Here is a 26,535-nt window from a genome sequence, read left to right on the forward strand (position 1 = left end):
TTAGAGTTTGCCGCACTTTTTTACCCACGCTTTCCCCAGGGTCACTTTCCCATGTTCAAGAAACTGCGTGGCATGTTTTCCAGCGATCTCTCCATCGACCTGGGTACTGCCAACACCCTTATCTACGTGCGTGAGCGCGGTATCGTCCTGAATGAGCCCTCGGTAGTTGCCATCCGTACCCACGGCAACCAGAAAAGCGTCGTCGCCGTCGGTACCGAAGCCAAACGCATGCTGGGCCGTACGCCCGGCAACATTGCTGCCATTCGTCCGATGAAGGACGGCGTCATCGCCGACTTCAGCGTTTGTGAAAAAATGTTGCAGTACTTCATCAACAAGGTTCACGAGAACAGCTTCCTCCAGCCCAGCCCTCGCGTGCTGATCTGCGTGCCGTGCAAGTCGACCCAGGTAGAGCGCCGCGCCATTCGCGAATCGGCTCTGGGTGCCGGTGCCCGTGAAGTGTTCCTGATCGAAGAACCAATGGCCGCTGCCATCGGTGCGGGCCTGCCGGTCGAAGAAGCCCGTGGCTCGATGGTCGTCGATATCGGTGGTGGTACCACTGAAATCGCCCTGATCTCGCTCAATGGCGTGGTCTACGCCGAGTCTGTCCGCGTTGGCGGCGACCGCTTCGACGAGGCCATCGTCACCTATGTGCGCCGCAACTACGGCAGCCTGATCGGCGAATCCACTGCCGAACGCATCAAGCAGGAAATCGGTACCGCCTACCCGGGCGGCGAAGTGCGTGAAGTCGACGTGCGCGGCCGCAACCTGGCCGAAGGCGTGCCACGTGCCTTCACCCTGAACTCCAACGAAGTGCTCGAAGCCCTGCAGGAGTCGCTGGCGACCATCGTTCAGGCCGTAAAAAGCGCCCTGGAGCAGTCTCCGCCGGAGCTGGCCTCCGACATCGCCGAGCGTGGCCTGGTGCTGACCGGTGGTGGCGCGCTGCTGCGCGACCTCGACAAGCTGCTGGCCCAGGAAACCGGCTTGCCGGTGATCGTTGCCGAGGACCCGCTGACCTGCGTGGCCCGTGGCGGCGGTCGCGCCCTGGAGATGATGGACAAGCACGCGATGGACCTGCTCTCCAGCGAGTGATCGAGCGCCCGGTTTACAGGTGGCACGCGCAGTGCTACCTGTATGCGTTGGGCTGGCGTCCGTTGGGGCGCCGCTTCCGTCAACCCGCAACCAGGCTGGTGCGTTGTCCCATGTCCAATGACTTCCTGAGTCGTCCACGAGGAACGGCCCATTAAACCGCTTTTCTCCAAGGGCCCTTCGCTGGGCGTGCGCCTGCTCGTACTGGTGGTGCTTTCGGTCGCGCTGATGGTGGTCGATGCGCGCTTTGACCTGCTCAAGCCCGTGCGCAGCCAGATGGGCCTGGTACTGATGGAATCGTACTGGATCACCGACTTGCCTCAGCGGATGTGGCAAGGTGTTGCGGGCCAGTTCGGCAGCCGTAACGAACTGATCGCGGAAAACGAGAAACTCAAGACCGAAGCCCTGCTGCTGCAGGGGCGCCTGCAGAAGCTGGCGGCCCTGACCGAGCAGAACGTGCGCCTGCGCGAGTTGCTCAACTCCTCTGCACTGGTCAACGAGAAGGTCGAGGTGGCTGAGCTGATCGGCGTCGACCCCAACCCGTTCACCCACCGTATCCTGATCAACAAAGGCGAGCGCGACGGTGTGTTCCTTGGCCAGCCGGTGCTCGATGCCCGCGGCCTGATGGGCCAGGTGGTCGAGCTGATGCCCTACACCGCACGAGTGTTGCTGCTGACCGACACCACCCACAGCATCCCGGTACAGGTCAACCGTAACGGCCTGCGCGCGATTGCCAGCGGTACTGGCAACCCGGAGCGTCTGGAGCTGCGTCATGTTGCCGACACGGCTGACATCAAGGAAGGCGACTTGCTGGTGAGCTCCGGCATGGGCCAGCGCTTCCCGGCCGGCTACCCGGTGGCCACGGTCAACGAAGTGATCCATGACTCCGGCCAGCCGTTCGCCATCGTTCGCGCCATTCCTACCGCCGCACTCAACCGCAGCCGCTACATGCTGCTGGTGTTCAGCGACCGGCGTTCTCCGGAGCAGCGTGCCACCGACGCGGCGCTCGCCCAGGAAGAGGCGGACCGCAAGGGCGCAGCGAACCCTGCTCAGCCTGGCGCCAATGGCGAACAGGCTGCCCCCGGCACGCCTGCAGCGGCAGCGCCGGCCCCGGCCACGCCGGCGGTACCTGCCACAGCGGCCCCGGCCCCGGCCGCTTCAGCACCGGCCCCGGCACCCGCCAGCCCTGCCGCAGCGCCTGCGGCACCCGCCCAGCCTCGGAGGCAATGATGGCCAAAACGCGCCGTAACCACGGGTGGGTCATCTGGCTGACCTTCGCCATTGGCCTGCTACTCAGCGTCTCGCCCATGCCACCGTTTCTCGAGGTGTTCCGGCCCATGTGGCTGGCGATGCTGGTGTCGTTCTGGACGCTCATGGTCCCGAACAAGGTCGGCATGACCACTGCGTTCGTGCTGGGCCTGGCCGAGGACGTGCTGTACGGCACGCTGCTCGGGCAGAATGCCCTGGTCCTGACCCTGATCACCTTCCTGGTGCTGTCGCTGCAGCAGCGTCTGCGCATGTTCCCGATGTGGCAGCAGAGCCTGGTAATCCTGGTGATCTTCGGTATCGCCCAGCTGATCCAGTTGTGGCTCAGTGCGCTCACCGGCAACCGTTTGCCGACGCTGGCGCTGGTCTGGTCGGCGGTCATCAGCGCCTTGCTCTGGCCGTGGATCAGCTTCGCCCTGCGTGATCTGCGCCGGCGTTTGCATATCAACTGACGGCGCCGCCGCCACCGACAGGGAGATGTCTGCATGAAACCACTTTACCTGGCCTCCGGCTCGCCCCGTCGTCGTGAATTGCTGGCCCAGATCGGCGTGCCGTTCACCGTCACCAGCGCCCCCATCGATGAAACCCCGCTGCCAGACGAAAGCGCCGTGGCGTATGTCGAACGCCTGGCCCGGAGCAAGGCCGAGGCTGGCCTTGCCAGTCTTGCCGGCCCGGCCGTGGTGCTCGGCGCAGACACTGCGGTGGTGCTCGATGGTCGTATTCTCGGCAAACCGGAAAACCGTGAAGATGCCTTGGCCATGCTGGCCGACCTGGCAGGGCGCGAACATCAGGTGTTGACGGCGGTGGCGCTGAGCGATGGCCAGTGCTGCCTGAGTGTCTGCGTCACCAGCAACGTACGTTTTCGCGCCATCGACCTGCAAGAAGCACAGCGCTATTGGGCCAGTGGCGAGCCAGTGGATAAAGCCGGCGGTTATGCCATCCAGGGCTTGGGGGCGGTATTCGTGACCGGCCTTCAGGGCAGCTATTCGGCGGTAGTCGGCCTGCCCCTGAGCGAGACGGCCGAGCTGCTCGCCCAATTCGGTATCGCCTGCTGGCAGGTGCCGGCGCTTTCTCCTGAGGTAACAAAGCAGCAGTAGCCAGCCCGGCGCCCGCGATCCATGATTACCGAAGACCTTTGACGAGAGCCTGCCATGAGTGAAGAGATCCTGATCAACATCACCCCGATGGAGTCGCGTGTGGCGGTGGTGGAAAACGGGGTGCTGCAGGAAGTGCACGTCGAGCGCACCCAGCGTCGCGGCATCGTCGGCAATATCTACAAGGGCAAAGTGGTGCGGGTGCTGCCAGGCATGCAGGCGGCGTTCGTCGATATCGGCCTGGAGCGCGCCGCGTTCATTCATGCCTCGGAGATTTCCCAGCGCGAAGGTTCTGCCGTGGAGACCATCACCGCACTGGTACACGAGGGCCAGGCCCTGGTGGTGCAGGTGACCAAGGACCCCATCGGTAGCAAGGGCGCACGGCTGACCACCCAGCTGTCCATACCGTCGCGTTACCTGGTGTACATGCCGCGCAGCAGCCATGTCGGCATTTCCCTGAAGATCGAAGACGAAGCCGAACGTGATCGCCTCAAGCAGGTGGTCAGTGACTGCATGGACAGCGAAGACATCAAGAACGCCGGCGGTTTCATCCTGCGCACTGCTGCCGAGGGCGCACGGGCCGAAGAGATCCTGCAGGACATCCGCTACCTGCGCCGCCTGTGGGAGCAGATTGGCAGCCAGATCCAGACCTGCGGCGCGCCGACGGTCATCTACGAGGATCTTGGCCTGGCCTTGCGCACACTGCGTGACCTGGTCAACCCCAAGATCGAGAAGATTCGCATCGACTCCCGGGAAACCTTCCAGAAAACCACGCAGTTCGTTGCCGAACTGATGCCGGAGATCGCCGACCGCCTGGAGCACTACCCGGGTGAGCGGCCGATCTTCGACCTGTACGGCGTCGAGGACGAAATCCAGCGCGCACTGGATCGCAAGGTGCCGCTCAAGTCCGGCGGCTATCTGGTGGTCGACCCCGCCGAGGCAATGACTACCATCGATGTCAACACCGGCGCCTTCGTCGGCCACCGCAACCTCGAAGAGACCATTTTCAAGACCAACCTTGAAGCGGCCACGGCAATCGCCCGGCAGCTGCGCCTGCGCAACATTGGCGGGATCATCATCATCGACTTCATCGACATGGAGGATGAGGACCATCAACGCCAGGTGCTGCGTACGCTGGAGAAACAGCTCGAACGTGACCATGCCAAGACCAACATCATCGGCATCACCGAGCTGGGCCTGGTACAGATGACCCGCAAGCGCACGCGTGAGAGCCTGGAGCAGGTACTGTGCGAACCGTGCACCGCCTGCCAGGGGCGTGGCAAGCTGAAAACCCCGGAAACTATCTGTTACGAAATTTTCCGCGAGATCCTTCGTGAAGCCCGCGCCTATCAGGCAGAAGGCTATCGGGTGCTGGCCAACCAGAAGGTGGTCGACCGCTTGCTCGATGAAGAGTCCGGCAACGTGGCCGAGCTGGAAACGTTCATCGGTCGAACCATTCGCTTCCAGGTCGAGTCGATGTACTCGCAGGAGCAGTACGATGTGGTGCTGCTCTGAGGCTTTCTGATACCCAGCCCAAGGTGCTCGGGCTGGCAAAACCGCTGCTTCGAGCCATCATGGATAAACGACCTGGAGGGCCTTGGCCATGGGACGTCTGACCCGCGTTCTTGTCGCCTTGACCCGTTGGGGGCTGGGCATCTGCGCCCTGCTGGCTGTGTTGGTGGCGCTCTATGTCAGCCTCGGCCGGGAGCTGGTGCCACTGGTGGCCGAATACCGCGCCGACCTTGAAAGCAAGGCCGAGCAGGCGTTGGGCCTGCCGGTGCATGTGGGGGCGCTTGAAGGGCGCTGGAGTGGCCTGGCGCCGGTGCTGCGGGTACGTGACCTGCAGTTGGGCGAGGGCGCTTCGGCGTTGCGCCTGGATGACGTCAAGCTGGTGCCGGACCTCTGGGCCAGCCTCACTGCACGCGAAGTACGCCTGGCGCATATCCAGTTGGCGGGCCTGCAACTGATCCTGCGTGAGAACGAGCAGGGCGGTTGGGCGCTTGAAGGCTTACCGAAAAAGGACGACGCGCCGCTGGACCCGGCCGAGGTGCTGCAGCGTTTGCAACAGTTGGGCCGTATCGACGTATTCGACAGCCAGGTTACCCTGCAGCCTTGGCAGCGTGACCCGTTGACTCTTACCTATGTCAGCCTTGGCCTGCAGGCCGGCGCTTCACGTCAGGCGCTGGACCTGCGTGCGACCCTGCCTGACGGCCAGCCGTTGGCACTGAACCTGCGCAGCCGGGTAACGCCCCAGGCCTGGCGCGATGGTAAGGCAGAGGCTTACCTGAGCCTGCCGCAGAGCGACTGGGCGCGTTGGCTGCCGCCACGCCTGCTCGGCCAGTGGCAGGCCCAAGCCCTGCGCGCCGGTGGTGAATTCTGGGTTGACTGGGGCGAGGGCCGGTTGCAGCAGGCGGTGGTCCGCCTCAATGCCCCTCAGTTGCGCGGCGCCTATGCCCAGCGCCAGGCGGTGACACTGGATAACCTGGCGGTCTCGGCCTGGTTCCAGCGTCGCGAGCAAGGGTTCGATGTGGTTGTCGATTCACTGGCTGCCAACATCGGCAAGGCTCGCTGGGAGTCGAAGCTGCAGGTGCGTCAGCGCGCAGGTGAGCAACCCGGTGGGGAAAGCTGGCAGGTACAGGCCGACCGCCTTGACCTTGCGCCGCTGACGCCTTTGATAGATGCACTGGCGCCACTGCCTGAAAAATTCATGACTGCGGTCGATGCGCTGAATGTGACCGGTGCCGTGCGCAACTTGCGCCTCGACTTGCGGCCCAAGGCCGAGGGTGATCAACGGCTGCAGTTCGCTGCCAATCTGGAAAAAGTGGGTTTTGACGCCTACCACGGCGCACCCGCTGCCGGCAATGTCAGCGGCAGCATCAGCGGAGACCTGGGCCATGGCGAGCTGCGCCTGGATACCGACGCTTTCATGTTGCATCTGTATCCGATCTTCGCCAAACCTTGGCATTATCAGAAAGCCAACGCCCGTTTGACCTATACCCTCGACAAAGAGGGTTTTACCTTGGCTGCCCCCTACCTGAAAGTGCTGGGCGAAGAGGGCAAGATCGCCGGGGATTTCCTGATTCGCCTGCTGTTCAATGAAGGCAGCGAGAGCTATATGGACCTGCGCGTAGGCCTGACCGAGGGCGATGGGCGCTACACCGCCAAATACCTGCCTGAAGTGCTCAGCCCGGCGCTCGATGAGTGGCTGCGCAGTGCCATCGTCAAGGGCAACGTCGATGAAGGCTACTTCCAGTACCAAGGTTCGCTGAACCACGGTGCCAGCCCCGAATCGCGCAGCATCAGCCTGTTCTTCAAGGTGCACGACGCCGCCCTGAACTTCCAGCCTGGCTGGCCACAGGTGCAAAACGTCGATGGCGATGTGCTGATCGAGGACAGTGGCGTGCGCATCAAGGCCCATAAAGGCCTGTTGCTGGACACCCAGGTAAGTGACGTCAGTGTCAACATTCCCCATGTGGAGGGTGCCGAGCAAAGCCGCCTGTACCTTGATGGCAATTTCGACGGCAGCCTCGGCGATGGTCTGAGGATTCTCAAGGAAGCGCCTATCGGCACGGGCGAAATTTTCGCAGGATGGGAGGGCGAGGGGCCGCTCAAGGGCAAGCTCAAGCTCGACATCCCCCTGGCCCGAGGACAACGCCCGAAGGTACAGGTCGACTTTGCCACCTCCGATGCACGCCTCAAGGTTGCGCCGCCAAGCCTGGAGCTGAGCCGACTCAAGGGCGATTTCAGTTTCGATCTCGACAAGGGGCTGAGCGGGAAGAACATCGCCCTGCAGGCATTTGGCAAGCCGGTGACCGCGCAGATAACCGCCGGGGGCCAGCCTGGGCAGATGCAGACGCGTATCAGCGCGAATGGCCACGTGGCGCTCCGGGCCTTGACCGACTGGCTGCAGTTCAAGCAGCCCTTGCCGGCGTCCGGTGACCTGCCCTATCAATTGCAACTCAACCTTGGCAGCCGCGACAACAGTCTGAGCGTGAATTCGTCGCTCAAAGGCCTTGCAATCGATTTGCCTGCGCCGTTCGGCAAGGCCGCAGCAGATACCCGTGAGAGCCGATTCAGCATGAGCCTGCAGGGGCCTGAGCGGCGTCTGGATGCTGCCTACGCCGACCTTGCCCGCTTTGCCTATGCCGCGCCCAGCCAAAACCTGGCGCAAGGTCGCGGCGAACTGCTGCTGGGGGCAGGGCAGGCGCAGGTGCCAGCTGGGCAGGGCCTGCGTGTACGGGGGCGCCTCGAGAGCCTGGACCTGGCGCCCTGGCAGGCGCAGATGACGCAGATGAGTGGCGACGACCCTGGCGCAAGTGCCCGGCAGACTCTGCAGAGCGTAGACCTGAGCATCGGCCAGTTGAAGGCCCTTGGCATGGACCTGAACCAGGCGGTCGTGCGTCTGGCCCGGGGAGGCCCAGCGTGGGATCTGCGCCTGGACAGCAAGGAAGTCATCGGCAATGCACGTTTACCCGATGCCAAGGGCGCACCGATGACCGTGCGCCTGCAGACCTTGCGCCTGCCACCAGCGGACCCGGCGCAGGCACAGGCCGAGGAAGGCCCTGACCCGCTGGCCTCGTTCGACCCACGCAAGGTACCGGCACTGGACCTGACCATCGACAAGCTGTACCGCGGCGACGACCTGTACGGCAACCTGGCGCTGAAACTGCGCCCGACCGCTCGAGGGGTGGCAGCTCAGGATATCGACCTCGTCTTCAAAGGCCTGCACATCGACGGCCGGGGCGGCTGGGAAGGTGACAGCGGCGCCACCAGCAGTTGGTACAAGGGCCGCCTGGATGGCAAGAACCTGGCCGACGTGCTCAAGGCCTGGGGCTTCGCGCCTACCGTGACCAGTCGTGACTTCCGTCTGGATGTGGATGGCCGTTGGCCCGGTTCGCCAGCCTGGGTCGGCCTAAACCGTTTCTCGGGCAGCATGGATGCGGCGTTGCGCACAGGGCAGTTCGTCGAAGTGGAGGGCGGCGCGCAAGCCTTGCGGGTGTTCGGCCTGCTCAACTTCAACTCCATCGGCCGGCGTCTGCGCCTGGACTTCTCCGACCTGTTCGACAAGGGCCTGGCCTATGACCGGGTAAAAGGCTTGCTGGTAGCCAGTGACGGCGTCTACGTGACCCGCGAGCCGATCAGCGTGACCGGGCCTTCGAGCAACTTCGAGCTCGACGGTACGCTGGACCTCGTTCGCGACCGGGTCGACGCCAACCTGCAGGTCTCCCTGCCAGTGACCAACAACCTGCCGCTGGCCGCGCTGATCGTCGGCGCACCGGCGGTCGGTGGGGCGCTGTTTCTGGTCGATAGGCTGATCGGTGACCGGGTATCGCGCTTCGCCAGCGTGCACTATCGCATCGAAGGGCCGTGGAAAGAGCCTAGAATCACCTTTGTGAAACCGTTCAACAAGTAGTGCCAGGAGTGCCCATGAAGGTAGCGGTCATCCAGATGGTCAGCCAGGACGATGTGCTGGCCAACTTGCAGCGTGCGGGTACCTTGCTGGAACAGGCGGCATTCGGCGGCGCGAGGCTGGCGGTGCTGCCAGAAAATTTCGCCGCCATGGGGCGCAAGGACGCCGCTGCGCTCGGCCGGGCCGAGGCGCTGGGTGAGGGGCCGATACTGCCCTGGTTGAAACGCACGGCCCGCGACCTCAGATTATGGATTGTTGCCGGCACCTTGCCGCTGCCACCTGCCGATCAGCCTGATGCCAAGGCGCATGCCTGCTCGCTTTTGATCGACGAGCACGGCGAGGTGGTGGCGCGCTACGACAAGCTGCACCTGTTCGATGTGGACGTGGCCGATAACCGCGGCCGTTACCGTGAATCCGACGACTATGCCCATGGCGCGCAAGTGGTGGTGGCCGACACGCCGGCAGGGCGCCTTGGCTTGAGCGTCTGCTACGACCTGCGTTTCCCGGAACTGTACAGCGCGCTGCGCAGTGCCGGCGCGCAACTGATTACGGCACCTGCGGCATTTACTGCGGTCACAGGCGCGGCGCACTGGGAAGTGCTGATTCGTGCCCGGGCGATCGAAACACAGTGCTATGTGCTGGCCGCAGCACAGGGCGGTACCCATCCAGGCCCGCGGGAGACCTATGGGCACGCGGCGATCGTCGACCCCTGGGGGCGGATCGTCGCCGAACAGGCGCAGGGCGAAGCGGTATTGCTCGCCGAGCGCGACAGTGATGAACAAGCGTCCATTCGGGCGCGCATGCCGGTTGCCTCGCACCGGCGCTTTTTTTCGCAGGACGCCTTGCGGCCTGCGCACACCTCGGAGTGACTATGAGCCAGATGTTATCCACCGTCAGCGAGCAGCTCCTGGCCCCAGGCGGACTGACCCTGGACAGCCTGCAGGCTGTACTGGGCGAGTTGGCCGGGCCGGGCATCGACGCCGCCGACCTGTACTTCCAGGGCCAGATCTCGGAAACCTGGGCGCTGGAGGACGGCATTGTCAAAGAGGGCAGCTTCAACCTTGACCAGGGCGTGGGCGTGCGTGCCCAGTCGGGTGAGAAAACCGGTTTCGCCTACAGCAACGCGATCAACCTCGAGGCTCTGACTTCGGCAGCCCGTGCGGCGCGTTCGATTTCCCGCGCCGGCCAGAATGGCACTGTCCAGGCGTTCCGCAGCCAGGACGTGACGGCCCTGTATGCCCCGGACAACCCGCTGGACGTGCTCAGCCGTGCTGAAAAGGTCGAGCTGCTCAAACGTGTCGATGCCGCCACGCGGGCGCTCGACCCGCGTATCCAGCAGGTCAGCGTGAGCATGGCCGGGGTTTGGGAGCGCATTCTGATTGCTGCGGCCGACGGCAGCCTGGCCGCTGACGTGCGGCCGCTGGTGCGCTTCAACGTCAGTGTCATCGTCGAGCAAAATGGTCGGCGCGAACGGGGCGGGCAGGGCGGCGGCGGGCGTACCGACTACCGCTTCTTCACCGAGGAACGGGTCATGGGTTATGCCCGTGAGGCGCTGCGCCAGGCCTTGGTGAACCTGGAGGCCATTCCTGCGCCAGCTGGTACCTTGCCGGTGGTGCTGGGTTCTGGTTGGTCGGGTGTGCTGTTGCATGAAGCGGTCGGTCACGGCCTGGAAGGCGACTTCAACCGTAAGGGCAGTTCGGCGTTCAGTGGCCGGATCGGCGAGAAGGTGGCTTCGAGCCTGTGCACTATCGTGGACGACGGCACCCTCGAGGGCCGCCGAGGCTCGCTGAGTGTCGACGACGAAGGTACGCCGACCGAATGCACCACGCTGATCGAGAACGGCGTGCTCAAGGGCTACATGCAGGACAAACTCAATGCACGCCTGATGGGGATGGCCGTGACCGGTAACGGCCGCCGGGAATCCTATGCCCACCTGCCGATGCCACGCATGACCAACACCTACATGCGTGCCGGCGAAAGCGACCCGCAGGAAATCATCGCCTCGGTGAAGAAAGGCATCTACTGCGCCAATCTTGGCGGTGGCCAGGTGGACATCACCAGCGGCAAGTTCGTGTTCTCCACCAGCGAAGCCTATCTGATCGAAGACGGGAAAATCACCGCGCCGGTCAAGGGCGCGACGCTGATCGGCAACGGGCCCGAGGCCATGAGCCGAGTGTCGATGGTGGGTAACGATCTTGCGTTGGACAGCGGTGTGGGCACGTGCGGCAAGGATGGGCAATCGGTGCCGGTAGGGGTTGGCCAGCCGACCTTGAAGCTGGACGCGATCACCGTCGGTGGTACCGGCGCGTGATGCATGCCCCGGGGCTGCAGGGCAGCCCCAGGTGGCGGGGCTCAGCGCAGGCCGCGCTGAAGTTCGTCGAGGTCGCGGATGTACTTGAAGACCTTGCGCGCAGCGGCAGGCGGCTTGTTCCGCGCCTTTTCGTGCTGAGCGTGACGGATCAGCGAACGCAGTTGCTGACGGTCGGTGTCGGGGTATTCGTTGACGAAGCGTTCAAGGTCCTCGTCGTTACCGTCGATCAGGCGGTCCCGCCAGCGCTCCAGGTTGTGGAAGCGTTCGTTGTACTGGCGGCTGGAGCTGTCGATCTGCTCGAGCACCGCGTGGATGGCGTCCAGGTCCTGGTCGCGCATCAGTTTGCCGACGAACGACATATGCCGTTTGCGTGCGCCATGGGCGGTGTGCTTGCAGGCTTCGGCCAAGGCTTTGCGCAGCTCGTCGGTCAACGGCAGGCGCGCCAGGGTATCGGCCTTGACCGTGGTCAGGCGTTCGCCGAGTTCGACCAGCGCATGCAACTCGCGCTTGATCTGGGTTTTGCTTTTTTCGCCGTCGAAGGCGTCGTCGTATGAATCAACCATGGTGGCAGTCCGTTTAAGTTTTATGAAAAGTCGCCGCGCAGGCACTTTTCGTACAAGGCATAGAAATTGCCGCCATGATAACCACCCGGGGGCCGCTTGTCCGGCCCGGTCGTAGAATGACCCTCGCCGAACGCAGAATTTGAGTGGAGAAAACCATGAGTGCAGTCCAGAGCGTAGGCCCCAAGGACCTGCCAGCATTGCAGGAGCAGGTCGAAGCGATCATCGCCGAGGCGAGCCGGCAGGGTGCCAGCGCCTGCGAAGTGGCAGTATCGCTGGAGCAGGGCTTGTCCACCACGGTGCGCCAGCGTGAGGTTGAGACGGTAGAGTTCAACCGCGACCAAGGCTTTGGCATCACCCTCTATGTCGGCCAGCGCAAGGGCTCGGCCAGCACCTCGGCCAGTGGGCCGGAGGCTATTCGCGAAACCGTTGCCGCCGCCCTGGCCATTGCCAGGCACACCTCCGAAGACGAGTGCTCGGGGCTGGCTGATGCGGCACTGATGGCGCGCGAGATCCCTGACCTGGACCTTTACCATGACTGGGATCTGGAGCCCGAGAAAGCCATCGAGATGGCGCTGGCCTGCGAGGCTGCGGCGTTTGACGCTGACCCGCGCATTCTCAACGCCGATGGCACCACCCTCAATACCCACCAGGGCTGCCGTGTATATGGCAACAGCCATGGCTTCATCGGTGGCTACGCATCGACCCGGCACAGCCTGAGCTGCGTGATGATCGCTGAAGGTGAAGGCCAGATGCAGCGTGATTACTGGTATGACGTCAACCGCCAGGGCCACCTGTTGGCCGACCCGCGCAGCATTGGCCAGCGCGCGGCACAGCGAGCAGCCAGCCGACTCGGTGCGCGTCCGGTCAAGACATGCGAAGTGCCGGTGCTGTTCTCCGCCGAGCTGGCGGGTGGTCTGTTCGGCAGCTTCCTGTCGGCCATTTCTGGTGGCAACCTGTACCGCAAGTCGTCGTTCCTCGATGGTGCCATTGGCCAGCGTCTGTTCCCCAGCTGGCTGACGCTGGACGAGCGCCCGCATATTCCGCGTGCCCTTGGCAGCGCGGCATTCGACGGTGATGGCCTGGCGACTTATGCCAAGCCGTTTGTCGATAAAGGGGAGCTGGTGTCTTACCTGCTGGGCACCTATTCCGGCCGCAAGCTCGGCTTGCCAAGCACGGCCAACTCCGGTGGCGTGCATAACCTGTATGTCACCCATGGCATCGAAGATCAGGCAGCACTCATCCGGCGCATGGGGCGCGGTTTGCTGGTGACTGAGCTGATGGGCCATGGCCTGAACATGGTCACGGGCGACTACTCACGGGGTGCCGCAGGTTTCTGGGTTGAGAATGGCGAGATCCAGCATGCGGTGCAGGAAGTGACGATTGCCGGCAACATGAAGGACATGTTCCAGCAGATTGTCGCGATTGGCAGCGATCTTGAAACCCGCAGCAATATTCACACGGGCTCGGTGTTGATCGAGCGGATGACCGTTGCAGGTAGCTGAGTTGCTTGAGCGTTAAGCAAAACCTAAAAACCCGGCCACTGTGCCGGGTTTTTATTTGCTCAATCCGCGCTTGAAGTGATTACGTTTATCATTTAATAATGAATATCATTACCCAAAGCTTCGGTGATGATGTTCATGAAACCTGTCCTGCGCGAACTGCCCTACCTGGAAAACTGGCGCTGGCTCAGCCGGCGCATCCGCTGCGCGCTCGAACCCGACGAGCCGCGCCTGATCGAGCACTACCTTGCCGAAGGCCGCTACCTGGTGTGCTGCACGGATACCTCGCCATGGACGGTGGCTCTGACTTCCTTCCGCCTGCTGCTGGATACCGCTTGCGATCGCATGCTGCCATGGCATTGGCGTTGCCAGTGCCTGGACCAGGCCTGGCGCCCTCTGCTTGAACTGCGCAACCTGGACCGCCGCGAACAGAACCAGCGCTGGCAACCCTACGCTCTGCAACTGGCCAATTGCCGGTTGCTGCCGTCCATTTCCCCCGATGAACTGATGCAAGGATTTGATGATGAGTGATACCCGTATCGAGCGTGACAGCATGGGTGAACTGCAAGTGCCGGCCCAGGCCCTGTACGGCGCCCAGACCCAGCGCGCGGTCGACAATTTCCCGATCAGCGGTCAGCGTATGCCGGCCCAGTTCATTCGTGCCCTGCTGCTGGCCAAGGCTGCGGCAGCCAAGGCCAACATCGAGCTTGAGCAAATTTCCGCCGCCCAGGGCCAAGCCATCGTCAAGGCGGTCGAGCAGCTGCTTGCCGAGGACTTCATCCAGCACTTCCCGGTGGACGTGTACCAGACTGGCTCCGGCACCAGCTCGAACATGAATGCCAACGAGGTGATCGCCACCTTGGCCAGCCGCCTGCTCGGTGAGCCGGTCAATGCCAACGACCACGTCAACTGTGGCCAGAGCAGCAACGACATCATCCCGACCACCATCCACGTCAGTGCCGCACTGGCGCTGCATGAGCAGTTGCTGCCCGCCCTGGCTCACCTGGCTCAGGTGATCGAAGCCAAATCGGTGCAGGTGCATCAGTACGTGAAGACTGGCCGTACCCACCTGATGGATGCCATGCCGGTGCGCATGAGCCAGGTGCTCGATGGCTGGGCAGCACAGATCAACGGCGCCAAGGCGCATATCGAAGCGACCTTGCCGAGCCTGCAGGCCCTGGCCCAGGGTGGCACTGCCGTGGGCACCGGGATCAACGCCCACCCGCAGTTCGCCGCAGGCTTTGCCCGTCAGCTGAGCGGCCTCACCCAGGTCGAGTTCACCCAAGGACCGAACCTGTTCGCCCTGATCGGCTCCCAGGACACCGCCGTGGCGCTGTCCGGCCAGCTCAAGACCACAGCCGTGGCACTCATGAAAATCGCCAACGACCTGCGCTGGATGAACTCCGGCCCGCTCGCCGGCCTCGGTGAAATCGAACTGCAAGGCCTGCAGCCTGGCTCCTCGATCATGCCGGGCAAGGTCAACCCGGTGATCCCGGAAGCCACCGCCATGGTTGCCGCCCAGGTGATCGGCAACGACGCGACCATCGCCGTTGCCGGCCAGTCGGGCAACTTCGAGCTCAACGTGATGCTGCCGGTGATTGCCCGCAACCTGCTGGAGAGTATCGAGCTGATGGCCAATGCCAGCCGCCTGCTGGCCGACAAGGCCATCGCCAGCTTCAAGGTCAACGAGAACAAGCTCAAGGAAGCCCTGGCGCGCAACCCGATCCTGGTCACCGCGCTGAACCCGATCATCGGCTATCTCAGGGCCGCCGAGATCGCCAAGACCGCCTACAAGCAGGGCCGGCCGATCATCGACGTGGCGCTGGAGCATACCGACCTGTCGCGCGATCAGCTCGAGGCGCTGCTGGACCCGGAAAAACTCACCGCTGGGGGCATCTGACCCGCGTCATCGCCCAGGAGACGTGTCATGCAGCACTGGAAACGCACCACCGAGGCCGCCAATCGCCTGTTCGAACAGGGCGAGCTGGTCGATGCCCGGGAACTCTACCTGCAAGCCCTGGCTCTGGCCCAGGTGCTATTGGAGCGCTGGCATGACGTCGACGAAGCGGTGGCGGCGTTCGTCGTCGCCCATCACAACCTGGCCGACCTGCACCTGCGCCTGAACCAGCCGCAGGAGAGCGTCGACTACCTGTGCGCCGCTCACCAGCGCCTGCTCCAGGCCAGCCAGCAAGCGCGTTTGCCGCAGGCGCTGCGTGATGCCGCGCTGCGCCACAGCGGGCGCACTTACACCCAATTGCTGAGCTTCATTGCCGAGTACGGCCAGTATCCGCGCACCGAGCGTCTGCTCGATCGCCAGGCGCCCTTGGCCAGTGAACTGGCTGCCCAGCCGGACCTGCCGCCCACAACCCAAGCTTACGGAATCCATTGATATGCCTCATACCTTGCCTGCATTGCCCTATGCCTACGATGCGCTGGAACCGAACATCGATACCCAGACCATGGAAATCCACCACACCAAGCACCACCAGACCTACGTCAACGGCCTCAACGCCGCGGTCGAAGGTACCGAGTGGGCTGAATGGCCGGTTGAAAAGCTGGTTGCTGCGGTCAAGCAGTTGCCGGAGAACCTGCGAGGCGCGGTGACCAACCATGGGGGTGGTCACGCCAACCATTCGCTGTTCTGGAAGGTCATGTCGCCCACAGGCGGCGGCCAGCCACAGGGCCTGGTGGCCAAGGCCATCGAGGCTGAACTGGGTGGTTTCGAGGCGTTCAAGGAAGCTTTCACCAAAGCTGCGCTGACCCGCTTCGGCAGCGGCTGGGCCTGGCTCAGCGTGACCCCTGAGCAGAAACTCGTGGTGGAAAGCAGCGGCAACCAGGACAGCCCACTGATGCATGGCAACACACCGATCCTCGGCCTGGATGTGTGGGAGCATGCCTACTACTTGAAGTACCAGAACCGTCGCCCGGAATACATTGGGGCTTTCTACAACGTAATTGACTGGGCCGAAGTGGAACGTCGTTATCTCGAAGCCAGCCAGTGAGTCGGACCGGTATGCGCTCAGAGGTGATGTCGGTCAGTAGTGTGCGCCTGTTCCGGCTGGCGCTGGGTACTTTGCTGCTCTTGGTTGGCACAGCCCTGCTGGTGGCCCGGGGCATCGCCTGGCTGGACCTGGACCCACGCATGTTGCGTGCCCTTGAGGGCGGCGCATTGTGCGCGCTGGGAACAGCGCTGGGCGCGGTACCGGTGCTGGTGATTCGCAACATGCCGGTGGCCCTGGCCGATACCTTATTGGGTTTCGGGGCCGGTGTGATGCTGGCGGCCACCGCTTTCTCGCTGATCATCCCTGGGCTGGATGCCGCTCAGTCCATAGGTTTCAGCCCTTGGGGCGCGGGAGGCCTGATCAGTGCCGGTTTACTGTTCGGTGCGATGTGCCTGTTCGTGGTCGATCTGAAAGTCTCAGGTGCTTCGCCCGAGGCCTTGGTCGGCAACGAGAGGCAGCCGGTGATCGCGGCGCGAATCTGGCTGTTCGTGATCGCCATCATCGCCCACAACATTCCTGAAGGCATGGCTATCGGTGTTTCGGCGGGCGGTGGCATGGCCGACGCTGACAGCCTGGCCATGGGTATCGCCTTGCAGGATGTACCCGAAGGGTTGGTCATTGCGCTGGTGCTGGCAGGGGCGGGGATGCCGCGGTTCAAGGCGTTTCTGATCGGTGCCGCGTCGGGGTTGGTGGAGCCACTGGCAGCGGTGATCTGTGCCTGGCTGGTGAATGTCGCCGAATTGCTGCTACCGCTGGGCCTGGCCTGTGCGGCAGGGGCGATGTTGTTGGTGGTGACCCAGGAAATCATCCCCGAGTCGCGCAGCAATGGGCATCACCGTTTGGCCAGCCTCGGGCTGTGCGTGGGTTTTTGCCTGATGATGGTGATGGATACGGCGATGTCTTGAATTGGCATTGCCGGCGATGAGGCCAGCCTGGATTTGGGGTGGCTTATTCGCCTTCGTCGAAGTAGTTGTTGATCAACGCTACCAGCGCTTCCAGCGCATCGTTGTCCTGCTCACCCTCGGTGTGCAGGTGCACCTGGGTGCCTTTGCCTGCCGCCAACATCATCACGGCCATGATGCTCTTGCCGTCCACCAGCTTGTCGGGTGCGCGGCCCACCCGCACCTGGCAGGGGAAGCGCCCGGCTACGCCGACGAACTTGGCGGCCGCCCGGGCATGCAGGCCCAACTTGTTGATGATGGTGATTTCGCGGGCGGGCATCGTGGTGCGGATCCTGTGGGCTAGAGGTCGCGGTGGCGGACCTGGACGTTTTTCAAGGACTGTTGCAGCAGCTGGCCGAGGCGCTCGGTGATGTACACCGAGCGGTGGTGGCCACCTGTGCAGCCAATGGCGATGGTGACGTAGGCGCGGTTGCTGGCGGCAAAGCGGGGCAGCCATTTGAGCAGGTAGGTCGAGATATCGGTAAACATCTCTTCGACATCCGGCTGCGCGGCAAGGTAATCGATAACCGGCTGATCCAGGCCAGAATGCTCACGCAGTTCGGGCTTCCAGTACGGGTTGGGCAGGCAGCGTACATCGAAAACCAGGTCTGCATCGACCGGCATGCCACGCTTGAAGCCGAACGATTCGACCAGGAATGCGGTGCCGGGCTCAGGCTGATTGAGTAGGCGCAACTTGATCGAGTCGCGCAGTTGGTAAAGGTTGAGGCTGGTAGTGTCGATCTTCAGGTCGGCGAGGTCGGAGATTGGCCCCAACAGTTCGCTTTCCACGCGGATCGCTTCGGCCAGTGAGCGATCTGCATTTGTCAGCGGATGACGCCGGCGCGTTTCGGAGAAACGCTTGAGCAGCGTGTCCTCGTCGGCGTCGAGAAACAGCACATCGCACTGGATATGGCGGCCACGCGCTTCGGCGAGCAGTTCGGGGAAGCGTGACAGGTGGCTGGGCAGGTTGCGGGCATCAATGGACACTGCCACTTTCGGTTGCAGCAACTCTGTATGGATCAACGCGTTTTCCGCCAGCTGCGGCAGTAAACCGGCAGGCAGGTTATCGATACAGTAAAAGCCGTTGTCTTCCAGCACGTCGAGGGCGGTACTCTTGCCGGAGCCGGACCGGCCGCTGACGATGATCAGGCGCATGTTCAGTGCTCGTTCTGTGCGTCCAGGACTACCTGGTACAGGGCCTCGCTGCTGTTGGCGGCACGCAGGCGCTCGCGAACTTCCTTGCGATCCAGCATGCTGGCGATCTGGCGCAGCAGTTCCAGATGGGCGTCGGTGGCAGCCTCCGGCACCAGAAGGATGAACAGCAGGTCGACTGGCGCGCCATCGATGGCGTCATAGTCGATCGGAGCATCCAGGTGCAGCAGGGCACTGACGGGAGAGGTGCAGCCTTCGAGCCGGCAGTGAGGTATGGCGATGCCATTGCCGAAGCCTGTGGAACCGAGCTTTTCACGAGCGATCAGCTTTTCGAAGACGTCTTGCATCTCCAGCTCGGGTATTTGATCGGCAATCAGATTAGCGACCTTTTCCAAGGCGCGCTTCTTACTGCCACCCGGCACGTTCACCAGGGAACGGCCGGGGGTCAGGATGGTTTCAAGTCGGATCATGGATGAGGGGATCAGCGGGCGGCTGCACCTTGCAGCAGGCTTTGCTGTTTTTCCTTGTGTTTTTTCAGTTGGCGGTCGAGCTTGTCGGCCAAGGCATCGATCGCTGCATACATGTCTTCGTGTTCGGCGTTGGCAACCACTTCACCGCCTGGAATCTGCAGGATCGCTTCGACCTTCTGCTGCAGCTTCTCGACTTTCATGATGACCTGCACGTTGGTGATCTTGTCGAAGTGACTCTCCACCCGGGCGAGCTTTTCAAGCACGTAATCGCGCAGCGGCTCGGTGACTTCTACATGCTGTCCACTGATATTGACTTGCATACAGCTTCTCCTTTGTTGCCCGTGCATAAAGAGGCAGGTCTTGCACCTGCCCCACAAACGCTGTGGCAGATCCGAGGGGCTACATCAGTCGCTTGCGTTCGCTCGACGGTGCGATGCCGAGAGACTCGCGGTATTTGGCGACGGTGCGACGGGCTACCTGGATGCCTTGTGCCTCCAGTAAACCAGCGATCTTGCTGTCACTCAATGGCTTTTTCTGATTTTCCGCCGCAACCAGTTTCTTGATGATCGCGCGGATTGCCGTGGACGAGCATTCTCCGCCCTCGGAGGTGCTGACGTGGCTTGAGAAAAAGTATTTCAGTTCGTAGATGCCGCGTGGCGTGTGCATGAATTTCTGCGTGGTCACCCGCGAGATGGTCGACTCGTGCATGCCCACGGCTTCGGCGATGTCATGCAGTACCAGGGGTTTCATTGCCTCGTCGCCGTGGTCCAGGAAACCGCGCTGATGCTCGACGATCTGTGTGGCGACTTTCATCAGTGTTTCATTGCGGCTTTGCAGGCTCTTGATGAACCAGCGTGCTTCCTGCAACTGGTTGCGCATGAAGGTGTTGTCGGCGCTGGTGTCGGCCCGGCGGACGAAGCCGGCATATTGCGGGTTGACCCGCAGACGCGGGATCGCTTCCTGGTTCAGTTCGACCAGCCAGCGATCGCTGTCCTTGCGCACGATGACATCGGGCACCACGTATTCCGGCTCACTGGACTCGATTTGCGATCCCGGGCGCGGGTTGAGGCTCTGAACCAGCTCGATGACCTGGCGCAGCTCGTCTTCCTTGAGCTTCATGCGGCGCATCAGCTGGCTGTAGTCGCGCCCGCCGAGCAGGTCGATGAACTCGGTGACCAGGCGCTTGGCCTCGGCCATCCATGGTGTGCTGGCCGGAAGTTGGCGCAGTTGCAGCAACAGGCACTCGCCCAGGTTGCGTGCGCCGACGCCTGCAGGCTCGAACTGCTGGATACGGTGCAGCACCGCTTCGACTTCGTCCAGTTCGATATCCAGCTCCGGATCGAAACCGGCGCAGATCTCTTCGATCGTGTCTTCCAGATAACCTTGGCCGTTGATGCTGTCGATAAGGGTGACTGCGATCAGGCGGTCGGTATCGGACATCGGTGCCAGGTTCAGCTGCCACAGCAGGTGGCTTTGCAGGCTTTCGCCGGCTGATGTGCGGGTGGTGAAGTCCCACTCGTCGTCATCGTTGCTCGGCAGGCTGCTGGCGCTGGTCTGGTAGATGTCTTCCCAGGCCGTGTCGACCGGAAGCTCATTGGGGATGCGCTCGTTCCACTCACCGTCTTCCAGGGTCTCGGCACTGGCGGTGCTTTCCTGAAAGCTGTTGTCCTGGACTTCGGCGGCCGGCTTGCTCTCGGCGTTATCCGCCATCGGGTCGCTGTTGTCGAAGTCTTCGCCGTCTTCCTGACGTTCGAGCATCGGATTGGACTCCAGCGCTTCCTGGATTTCCTGCTGAAGGTCCAGGGTAGAGAGCTGGAGTAGGCGGATGGCCTGTTGCAACTGCGGGGTCATCGTCAGTTGCTGGCCCATTTTTAGGACGAGCGATGGTTTCATGGCAGGGGCTAATACCTTGTTCGCCGGCGCGCATGCGCCATCCACTACACGAGGGCGCCGGAGCGCCAATTTCAAGCAAGTTTTATGCCTTAAATTGTAGCGTTTGCCTAGAGCACTGTAACAACTTAAGCCCATTCAAGGCTGTAAAACCAGTGCTCCAGGCGCGTCCCTGAATCAGAGTCGGAACTCGTGACCCAGGTAAACTTCCTTGACCAGTTCGTTGGCCAGGATGGTCTGCGCATCGCCCTCGGCGATCAGTTGCCCGTCATTGACGATATAGGCGGTTTCGCAGATATCCAGGGTCTCGCGGACGTTGTGGTCGGTGATCAGTACGCCGATGCCCTTGGCCTTGAGGTGGTGGATGATCTGCTTGATGTCACCGACCGAAATGGGGTCGACGCCAGCGAAGGGTTCGTCCAGCAGGATGAACTTGGGGGCGGTTGCCAGGGCGCGTGCGATCTCGACACGGCGACGCTCGCCGCCGGAAAGGCTCATGCCGAGGTTGTCGCGGATGTGGCTGATGTGGAACTCCTGCAGCAGGCTTTCCAGCTCCTTGCGGCGGCCCTCACGGTCGAGCTCCTTGCGGGTCTCGAGGATGGCCATGATGTTGTCGGCCACCGACAGCTTGCGGAAGATCGAAGCTTCCTGCGGCAGGTAGCCGATGCCGGCGCGTGCGCGCCCGTGCATGGGCTGATGGCTGACATCGAGGTTGTCGATGAGCACGCGCCCCTGGTCGGCCTGGACCAGGCCGACGATCATGTAGAAGCAGGTCGTCTTGCCTGCGCCGTTGGGGCCTAGCAGGCCGACGATCTGACCGCTGTCGATCGACAGGCTGACGTCACGCACGACTTGACGCCCTTTGTAGCTCTTGGCCAGGTGCTGGGCTTTGAGGGTTGCCATTTACTCGGCCTTCTTCTTCGGCTGGATCACCATGTCGATGCGCTGACGTGGCTGGGTCACGTTGCCGCCGCGACCGGCGGTCGCAACCTGGGACTTGGTGTTGTAGACGATCTTCTCGCCTTCGGTGGTGTTGCCTTCGTTTTCGACCTTGGCGCGGTCGGTGAGAATCACGGTGTCCTTTTGCGCCTGATACTGGATGGTCACGGCCCAGCCTTTCATCTTGTCAGGCTTGGCGGCGCTTTGCTGCTGCTCGAAATAGGCCAGGTTGCCCACCGAAGTGACCACGTCGATGTCACCGTTGGCGGCGCGGGTCATGGTCACGGTATTGCCTTTGATCATCATCGAGCCCTGAGTGATGATCACGTCACCGGTGTAGGTGGCTACGCCTTGCTTGTCGTCCAGGTGCGCGTTGTCGGCCTGGATGCGGATAGGCTGGTCACGGTCGGTCGGCAGGGCGAAGGCGCTCGCGCTTCCCAGTGCTGCGCTCAGGCTGAGCAAAAGGGGGAGGGTTTTAACGAGCCTCATACTGTCCTCTTACGTTAGAGAGCAGGTCCATCCTGCCTTCTTTCAAATACGCTTTCATTCCTTTGCCCGTAGTTGTGCCACCGGCGCCGTCGATTCTAACGGCTTGCTCGGTCTGCGCATATTGCTTCTGCGGGAACACGGTCATGCGTGAGCTGGTAATGATGGTCTCACGCTGCTTCTCATCGGTGCGGGCCACGCGCACCTTGTCGATCAGTTCGACCTCGGTGCCGTCCGGGTTGACCTCGGCGCGCACGCTCTGTATGTGCCAGGGGTATTCGGTGCCGCGGTACATATGCAGGTCGGGCGTGGTCACCAGTGTGACCTCGGTGGCCTTGAGGTGTTCGACCTTGTCGGCGGTCATTTCATACTGCAGCTTGCCATCGGGCAAGAACTGTACGCTGTGGGCGTTGATCGCATAATAGTCGATCGCGCTTTCGTCGACCTGCGCTACCGGCTTGTCGAGGAAGCTCTCGGGGCTGACATTCCAGTAGCCTATTGCCGCCAGCAGGGCGGCGATCACCGCGAGCAGCGCAATATTGCGGGCTTTCTTGCTGAACATGGGCAACCTACAGGTAGTTGGCGTTGGCAGCGTCCAGGGTGCCCTGGGCCTGCATGATAAGCTCACAGAATTCGCGAGCGGCGCCCTCGCCGCCGCGTGCCTGGGTCACGCCGTCGGCATGCTGGCGAACGAAGGGCGCTGCATTGGCCACGGCGATACCCAGGCCGACCTTGCGAATGACCGGCAGGTCGGGCAGGTCGTCGCCCAGATAGGCGACCTGCTCATAGCTTAGGCCCAGTTCGGCGAGCAGGCCGTCGAGCACCACCAGTTTGTCCTCGCGGCCCTGAAACAGATGCGGGATGCCGAGGTTTTTTGCGCGACGCTCGACCACCGGGGTTTTGCGCCCGCTGATGATTGCCGTGGTCACGCCCGAAGCCATCAGCATCTTGATGCCTTGGCCGTCGAGGGTGTTGAACGTCTTGAATTCGCTGCCATCTTCGAGGAAGTAAAGGCGGCCATCGGTGAGCACACCGTCCACATCGAACACGGCAAGCTTGATGGCCTTGCCGCGCTGCATCAGGTTCTGGGTCATTTGCGTCGTTCTCATTTACATCACGCCTGCGCGCAGCAGGTCGTGCATGTTCAGGGCACCGACCGGGCGGTCGTCCTTGTCCACCACCACCAGGGCGCTGATCTTGTGGTCTTCCATGATCTTCAGTGCTTCGGCGGCGAGCATCTCGGCGCGGGCTGTCTTGCCGTGCACGGTCATGACCTGGTCGATCAGGGTAGTGTGCACGTCGATGTTGCGGTCCAGGCTGCGGCGCAGGTCGCCGTCGGTGAAGATCCCGGCCAGCGTGCCGTTCGCTTCGGCGACCACGGTCATGCCCAGGCCTTTGCGGGACATTTCAAGGAGGGCGTCCTTGAGCAGTGTGCCACGTTGTACCTGGGGCAGTTCGGTGCCAGCGTGCATGACGTTCTCGACCTTGAGCAGCAGGCGGCGGCCCAGTGCGCCACCGGGGTGCGAGAAGGCGAAGTCTTCTGCGGTAAAGCCGCGCGCTTCGAGCAGGGCAATGGCCAGGGCGTCGCCCAGCACCAGTGCTGCCGTGGTCGATGAGGTGGGCGCCAGGTTCAGTGGGCAAGCCTCATGGGCGACACGGGCATCGAGGTTGACCTCGGCGGCCTGGGCCAGCGGGGAGTCGGGGTTGCCGGTCATGCTGATGAGCTCGATGCCAAGGCGCTTGATCAGCGGCAGCAAGGTGACGATTTCGGCGGTGCTGCCGGAATTGGACAGGGCCAGGATGATATCGCCACGGGTGATCATGCCCATGTCGCCATGGCTGGCTTCAGCCGGATGCACGAAAAACGCCGGCGTGCCGGTGCTGGCCAGGGTTGCGGCGATCTTGTTGCCGATATGCCCAGACTTGCCCATGCCGACCACCACGACGCGGCCCTTGCTCGCCAGGATCAGCTCGCAGGCCTTGACGAAGTTGGCATCGATGCTGGCCGTCAAACCTTGTACGGCCTCGATTTCCAGGCGCAGGGTGCGCTGGGCGGACTGGATCAGCTCACTGGATTGGCTCATGTCGAAAAGCAATGCCTGATGAAAAGGCGGCGATTATAGCCGCAATGTAAGAAAGCCTCACCCTTTCGATTGTGCAATGAAAAGACATCGAAGCCTGTCGCTGGCCTGAACGACTCGCTCCATGGCCTTGGGGCCACCCTGTCAGCGGTGCTATAGTTCGCCGCTATTCGGCCCGCCAGGGGCGCGTGTGTCTTCAAGATGAGGGCCGGCGTCCATTAGGACATGGCTGTACTAGCAAGGAGTCTAGATGAGTGTGGATAGCGCCTACGCGGTCGAGTTGAAGGGCGTCACCTTCAAGCGCGGTTCGCGCAGCATTTTCAGCAATGTCGACATACGCATTCCGCGTGGCAAGGTCACCGGCATCATGGGGCCGTCGGGTTGCGGCAAGACCACGCTGTTGCGCCTGATGGGCGCGCAGTTGCGTCCGTCCATTGGTGAAGTATGGGTTGCCGGGCAGAACCTGCCGAGCCTGTCGCGCAGCGACCTGTTCGATGCGCGCAAGCAGATGGGAGTACTGTTCCAGAGCGGTGCCCTGTTCACCGACCTCGATGTGTTCGAGAACGTTGCCTTCCCGCTGCGCGTGCACACCCAGCTGTCGGACGAGATGATCCGCGACATCGTGTTGATGAAGCTGCAGGCCGTGGGCTTGCGTGGTGCCATCGACCTGATGCCCGACGAACTGTCCGGAGGCATGAAACGGCGCGTGGCGCTGGCCCGGGCGATTGCGCTGGATCCGCAGATCCTCATGTATGACGAGCCGTTCGTCGGCCAGGACCCGATCGCCATGGGTGTACTGGTACGCCTGATCCGGCTGCTCAATGACGCGCTGGGTATCACCAGCATCGTGGTATCCCACGATCTGGCCGAAACCGCCAGCATCGCCGACTACATCTACGTAGTGGGTGACGGCCAGGTGCTGGGCCAGGGCACGCCCGATGAGCTGATGGGCTCGGACAATCCGCGTATTCGCCAGTTCATGAAGGGCGATCCGGACGGCCCGGTGCCATTCCACTTCCCTGCGCCTGACTACCGCGCCGATCTGTTGGGGGCGCGTTGATGCGCAGAAAATCCTTGCTTGAACGTATCCGCCTGTTTGGTCGCTCGGCGATCGACGTGCTGGCCGTGCTCGGGCGTTCCTGCCTGTTCCTGTTCCATGCACTGGTCGGCCGTGGCGGCATCGGCGGCGGTTTTCAGCTGCTGACCAAACAGCTGTATTCGGTGGGCGTGCTGTCGCTGGCGATCGTCGCGGTGTCCGGTGTGTTCATCGGCATGGTGCTGGCACTGCAGGGTTACAGCATCCTGACCAAGTACGGCTCCGAGCAGGCGGTGGGGCAGATGGTCGCCCTGACCCTGCTGCGCGAGCTGGGCCCAGTGGTTACCGCACTGCTGTTCGCGGGCCGGGCAGGTTCGGCGCTGACCGCCGAAATCGGCAACATGAAGTCCACCGAGCAACTGTCGAGCCTCGAGATGATCGGTGTCGACCCGCTCAAGTACATCGTTGCGCCACGCCTGTGGGCCGGTTTCATTTCGTTGCCGCTGCTGGCGCTGATCTTCAGCGTGGTCGGCATCTGGGGTGGCTCGTGGGTCGCTGTGGACTGGCTGGGCGTCTACGAAGGCTCGTTCTGGGCCAACATGCAGAACAGTGTTTCCTTTACCGACGACGTGCTCAACGGGCTGGTCAAGAGCCTGGTGTTCGCCTTCGTCACGACCTGGATCGCCGTATTCCAAGGGTATGACTGCGAGCCCACCTCAGAAGGGATCAGCCGTGCCACCACCAAGACCGTGGTTTATGCCTCGTTGGCTGTACTGGGTCTGGACTTTATTCTGACCGCCTTGATGTTTGGAGATTTCTGATGCAAAACCGCACCCTGGAAATCGGTGTCGGCCTGTTCCTTCTGGCCGGGATCCTGGCGTTGCTGCTGCTGGCCCTGCGTGTCAGCGGGCTATCGGCCAGCCCGAGCAGCGATACCTATAAAGTTTATGCCTACTTCGACAATATCGCCGGTTTGACGGTCAGAGCTAAAGTGACCATGGCCGGTGTGACGATCGGCAAGGTCACCGCCATCGATCTGGACCGTGATTCCTACACCGGCCGGGTGACCCTGCAGCTGGACGGCAAAGTCGACAACCTGCCGACGGACTCCACTGCTTCGATCCTGACCGCCGGTCTGCTTGGCGAGAAGTACATCGGCATCAGTGTCGGCGGTGAGGAAGAGGTGCTCAAGGAAGGCGCAACCATCCATGACACCCAGTCGGCGCTGGTACTGGAAGATCTGATTGGCAAGTTCCTGCTCAATACCGTGGGCAAGGAACCGAAAGAAGCACAACCGGCTAATTAAGGA

At 62.6% G+C, this 26,535-nt stretch carries 28 protein-coding genes; 17 read left to right on the forward strand and 11 right to left on the reverse strand.

Annotated features, from left to right (window positions below):
- Window positions 1–51: 51 nt before the first annotated feature.
- The 8 genes from mreB (at window position 52) to tldD (ending at window position 11,167) form a co-directional block, all read left to right on the forward strand.
- Window positions 52–1,089, forward strand: a complete 1,038-nt coding sequence (mreB, locus tag ACMGGN_RS01460; RefSeq protein ID WP_003255163.1) for a rod shape-determining protein MreB — start codon at window positions 52–54, stop codon at window positions 1,087–1,089.
- 150 nt (window positions 1,090–1,239) lie between these two features.
- Window positions 1,240–2,316, forward strand: a complete 1,077-nt coding sequence (gene mreC, locus ACMGGN_RS01465; protein ID WP_115273940.1) for a rod shape-determining protein MreC — start codon at window positions 1,240–1,242, stop codon at window positions 2,314–2,316.
- The gene (gene mreD / locus ACMGGN_RS01470) at window positions 2,316–2,804 is read left to right on the forward strand and encodes a rod shape-determining protein MreD (protein WP_012316092.1); all 489 of its coding nucleotides are present in this window, start codon (window positions 2,316–2,318) and stop codon (window positions 2,802–2,804) included. Before mreC ends, mreD begins: the two co-directional genes overlap by 1 nt.
- A gap of 33 nt (window positions 2,805–2,837) precedes the next feature.
- Window positions 2,838–3,449 (forward strand): Maf family protein, encoded by a 612-nt coding sequence (locus tag ACMGGN_RS01475; protein ID WP_414156403.1) that lies wholly within the window; start codon window positions 2,838–2,840, stop codon window positions 3,447–3,449.
- Between the two features lie 54 nt (window positions 3,450–3,503).
- On the forward strand, window positions 3,504–4,961 hold the full coding sequence (gene rng, locus ACMGGN_RS01480; RefSeq protein ID WP_012316090.1) for a ribonuclease G: 1,458 nt from the start codon (window positions 3,504–3,506) through the stop codon (window positions 4,959–4,961).
- A gap of 88 nt (window positions 4,962–5,049) precedes the next feature.
- Window positions 5,050–8,859, forward strand: a complete 3,810-nt coding sequence (locus ACMGGN_RS01485) for a YhdP family protein (RefSeq protein ID WP_414156404.1) — start codon at window positions 5,050–5,052, stop codon at window positions 8,857–8,859.
- 14 nt (window positions 8,860–8,873) lie between these two features.
- Window positions 8,874–9,725 carry a carbon-nitrogen hydrolase family protein gene (locus ACMGGN_RS01490; protein WP_115273943.1) on the forward strand — a complete coding sequence of 284 codons (852 nt, stop codon included), beginning with the start codon at window positions 8,874–8,876 and terminating at the stop codon, window positions 9,723–9,725.
- A gap of 2 nt (window positions 9,726–9,727) precedes the next feature.
- Complete coding sequence (gene tldD, locus ACMGGN_RS01495) at window positions 9,728–11,167, forward strand: metalloprotease TldD (RefSeq protein WP_012316087.1); 1,440 nt, start codon at window positions 9,728–9,730, stop codon at window positions 11,165–11,167.
- Window positions 11,168–11,208: 41 nt separating this feature from the next.
- Here the strand turns inward: tldD and yjgA are convergent, their stop codons facing one another.
- Window positions 11,209–11,730 carry a ribosome biogenesis factor YjgA gene (gene yjgA / locus ACMGGN_RS01500; protein WP_012316086.1) on the reverse strand — a complete coding sequence of 174 codons (522 nt, stop codon included), beginning with the start codon at window positions 11,728–11,730 and terminating at the stop codon, window positions 11,209–11,211.
- Between the two features lie 155 nt (window positions 11,731–11,885).
- Between yjgA and pmbA the strand changes: the two genes are divergently transcribed.
- From pmbA to ACMGGN_RS01530, 6 genes are all read left to right on the forward strand, one after another.
- Entirely contained in the window at window positions 11,886–13,232 is a 1,347-nt protein-coding gene (pmbA, locus tag ACMGGN_RS01505) for a metalloprotease PmbA (protein ID WP_046784450.1), read from the forward strand.
- Between the two features lie 126 nt (window positions 13,233–13,358).
- The gene (locus tag ACMGGN_RS01510) at window positions 13,359–13,760 is read left to right on the forward strand and encodes a FagA protein (protein ID WP_080952054.1); all 402 of its coding nucleotides are present in this window, start codon (window positions 13,359–13,361) and stop codon (window positions 13,758–13,760) included.
- Window positions 13,753–15,129 carry a class II fumarate hydratase gene (locus ACMGGN_RS01515; RefSeq protein ID WP_119687729.1) on the forward strand — a complete coding sequence of 459 codons (1,377 nt, stop codon included), beginning with the start codon at window positions 13,753–13,755 and terminating at the stop codon, window positions 15,127–15,129. The genes ACMGGN_RS01510 and ACMGGN_RS01515 overlap by 8 nt, the downstream gene beginning before the upstream one ends.
- 27 nt (window positions 15,130–15,156) lie before the next feature.
- Window positions 15,157–15,618, forward strand: a complete 462-nt coding sequence (locus tag ACMGGN_RS01520; RefSeq protein ID WP_115273945.1) for a hypothetical protein — start codon at window positions 15,157–15,159, stop codon at window positions 15,616–15,618.
- Window position 15,619: 1 nt separating this feature from the next.
- Window positions 15,620–16,231 (forward strand): superoxide dismutase, encoded by a 612-nt coding sequence (locus tag ACMGGN_RS01525; protein WP_046784447.1) that lies wholly within the window; start codon window positions 15,620–15,622, stop codon window positions 16,229–16,231.
- An 11-nt stretch (window positions 16,232–16,242) separates the two neighbouring features.
- On the forward strand, window positions 16,243–17,136 hold the full coding sequence (locus ACMGGN_RS01530) for a ZIP family metal transporter (RefSeq protein WP_039602462.1): 894 nt from the start codon (window positions 16,243–16,245) through the stop codon (window positions 17,134–17,136).
- A gap of 43 nt (window positions 17,137–17,179) precedes the next feature.
- On the opposite strand, the gene ACMGGN_RS01535 is transcribed toward ACMGGN_RS01530, so the two are convergent.
- The 10 genes from ACMGGN_RS01535 to ACMGGN_RS01580 all read right to left on the reverse strand — a co-directional run bounded on the left by ACMGGN_RS01535 (window position 17,180) and on the right by ACMGGN_RS01580 (window position 24,193).
- The gene (locus tag ACMGGN_RS01535) at window positions 17,180–17,452 is read right to left on the reverse strand and encodes an HPr family phosphocarrier protein (protein ID WP_046784446.1); all 273 of its coding nucleotides are present in this window, start codon (window positions 17,450–17,452) and stop codon (window positions 17,180–17,182) included.
- A 20-nt stretch (window positions 17,453–17,472) separates the two neighbouring features.
- Entirely contained in the window at window positions 17,473–18,327 is an 855-nt protein-coding gene (gene rapZ, locus ACMGGN_RS01540; protein WP_012316078.1) for an RNase adapter RapZ, read from the reverse strand.
- Between the two features lie 2 nt (window positions 18,328–18,329).
- Window positions 18,330–18,794: a PTS IIA-like nitrogen regulatory protein PtsN gene (gene ptsN, locus ACMGGN_RS01545; protein WP_039602459.1), complete on the reverse strand. Its 465-nt coding sequence runs from the start codon at window positions 18,792–18,794 to the stop codon at window positions 18,330–18,332.
- Window positions 18,795–18,805: 11 nt separating this feature from the next.
- Window positions 18,806–19,114 (reverse strand): ribosome hibernation-promoting factor, HPF/YfiA family, encoded by a 309-nt coding sequence (gene hpf / locus ACMGGN_RS01550; RefSeq protein WP_012316076.1) that lies wholly within the window; start codon window positions 19,112–19,114, stop codon window positions 18,806–18,808.
- Between the two features lie 79 nt (window positions 19,115–19,193).
- Window positions 19,194–20,687, reverse strand: coding sequence for an RNA polymerase factor sigma-54 (locus ACMGGN_RS01555; RefSeq protein ID WP_039602457.1), 1,494 nt, complete (start codon window positions 20,685–20,687; stop codon window positions 19,194–19,196).
- 174 nt (window positions 20,688–20,861) lie between these two features.
- On the reverse strand, window positions 20,862–21,587 hold the full coding sequence (gene lptB, locus ACMGGN_RS01560; protein ID WP_046784445.1) for an LPS export ABC transporter ATP-binding protein: 726 nt from the start codon (window positions 21,585–21,587) through the stop codon (window positions 20,862–20,864).
- Complete coding sequence (gene lptA, locus ACMGGN_RS01565) at window positions 21,588–22,112, reverse strand: lipopolysaccharide transport periplasmic protein LptA (protein ID WP_012316073.1); 525 nt, start codon at window positions 22,110–22,112, stop codon at window positions 21,588–21,590.
- Window positions 22,099–22,671: an LPS export ABC transporter periplasmic protein LptC gene (gene lptC, locus ACMGGN_RS01570; RefSeq protein ID WP_039604820.1), complete on the reverse strand. Its 573-nt coding sequence runs from the start codon at window positions 22,669–22,671 to the stop codon at window positions 22,099–22,101. Before lptC ends, lptA begins: the two co-directional genes overlap by 14 nt.
- A 7-nt stretch (window positions 22,672–22,678) precedes the next feature.
- Window positions 22,679–23,203, reverse strand: coding sequence for a KdsC family phosphatase (locus ACMGGN_RS01575; protein ID WP_039604821.1), 525 nt, complete (start codon window positions 23,201–23,203; stop codon window positions 22,679–22,681).
- A gap of 15 nt (window positions 23,204–23,218) precedes the next feature.
- Window positions 23,219–24,193, reverse strand: a complete 975-nt coding sequence (locus ACMGGN_RS01580) for a KpsF/GutQ family sugar-phosphate isomerase (RefSeq protein WP_046784444.1) — start codon at window positions 24,191–24,193, stop codon at window positions 23,219–23,221.
- 247 nt (window positions 24,194–24,440) lie between these two features.
- Between ACMGGN_RS01580 and ACMGGN_RS01585 the strand changes: the two genes are divergently transcribed.
- From ACMGGN_RS01585 to mlaD, 3 genes are read left to right on the forward strand one after another with little or no spacing between them, the layout of a single operon-like run.
- Window positions 24,441–25,250 carry an ATP-binding cassette domain-containing protein gene (locus tag ACMGGN_RS01585; protein ID WP_039601753.1) on the forward strand — a complete coding sequence of 270 codons (810 nt, stop codon included), beginning with the start codon at window positions 24,441–24,443 and terminating at the stop codon, window positions 25,248–25,250.
- Entirely contained in the window at window positions 25,250–26,047 is a 798-nt protein-coding gene (gene mlaE / locus ACMGGN_RS01590) for a lipid asymmetry maintenance ABC transporter permease subunit MlaE (RefSeq protein ID WP_012316068.1), read from the forward strand. The genes ACMGGN_RS01585 and mlaE overlap by 1 nt, the downstream gene beginning before the upstream one ends.
- A complete protein-coding gene (gene mlaD / locus ACMGGN_RS01595) occupies window positions 26,047–26,532 on the forward strand; it encodes an outer membrane lipid asymmetry maintenance protein MlaD (protein ID WP_012316067.1) in 486 nt (161 codons plus the stop codon). The genes mlaE and mlaD overlap by 1 nt, the downstream gene beginning before the upstream one ends.
- Window positions 26,533–26,535 lie beyond the last annotated feature (3 nt).

Source organism: Pseudomonas sp. BNK-30, assembly GCF_047456185.1.
Taxonomy (GTDB): Bacteria; Pseudomonadota; Gammaproteobacteria; order Pseudomonadales; family Pseudomonadaceae; genus Aquipseudomonas; species Aquipseudomonas putida_E.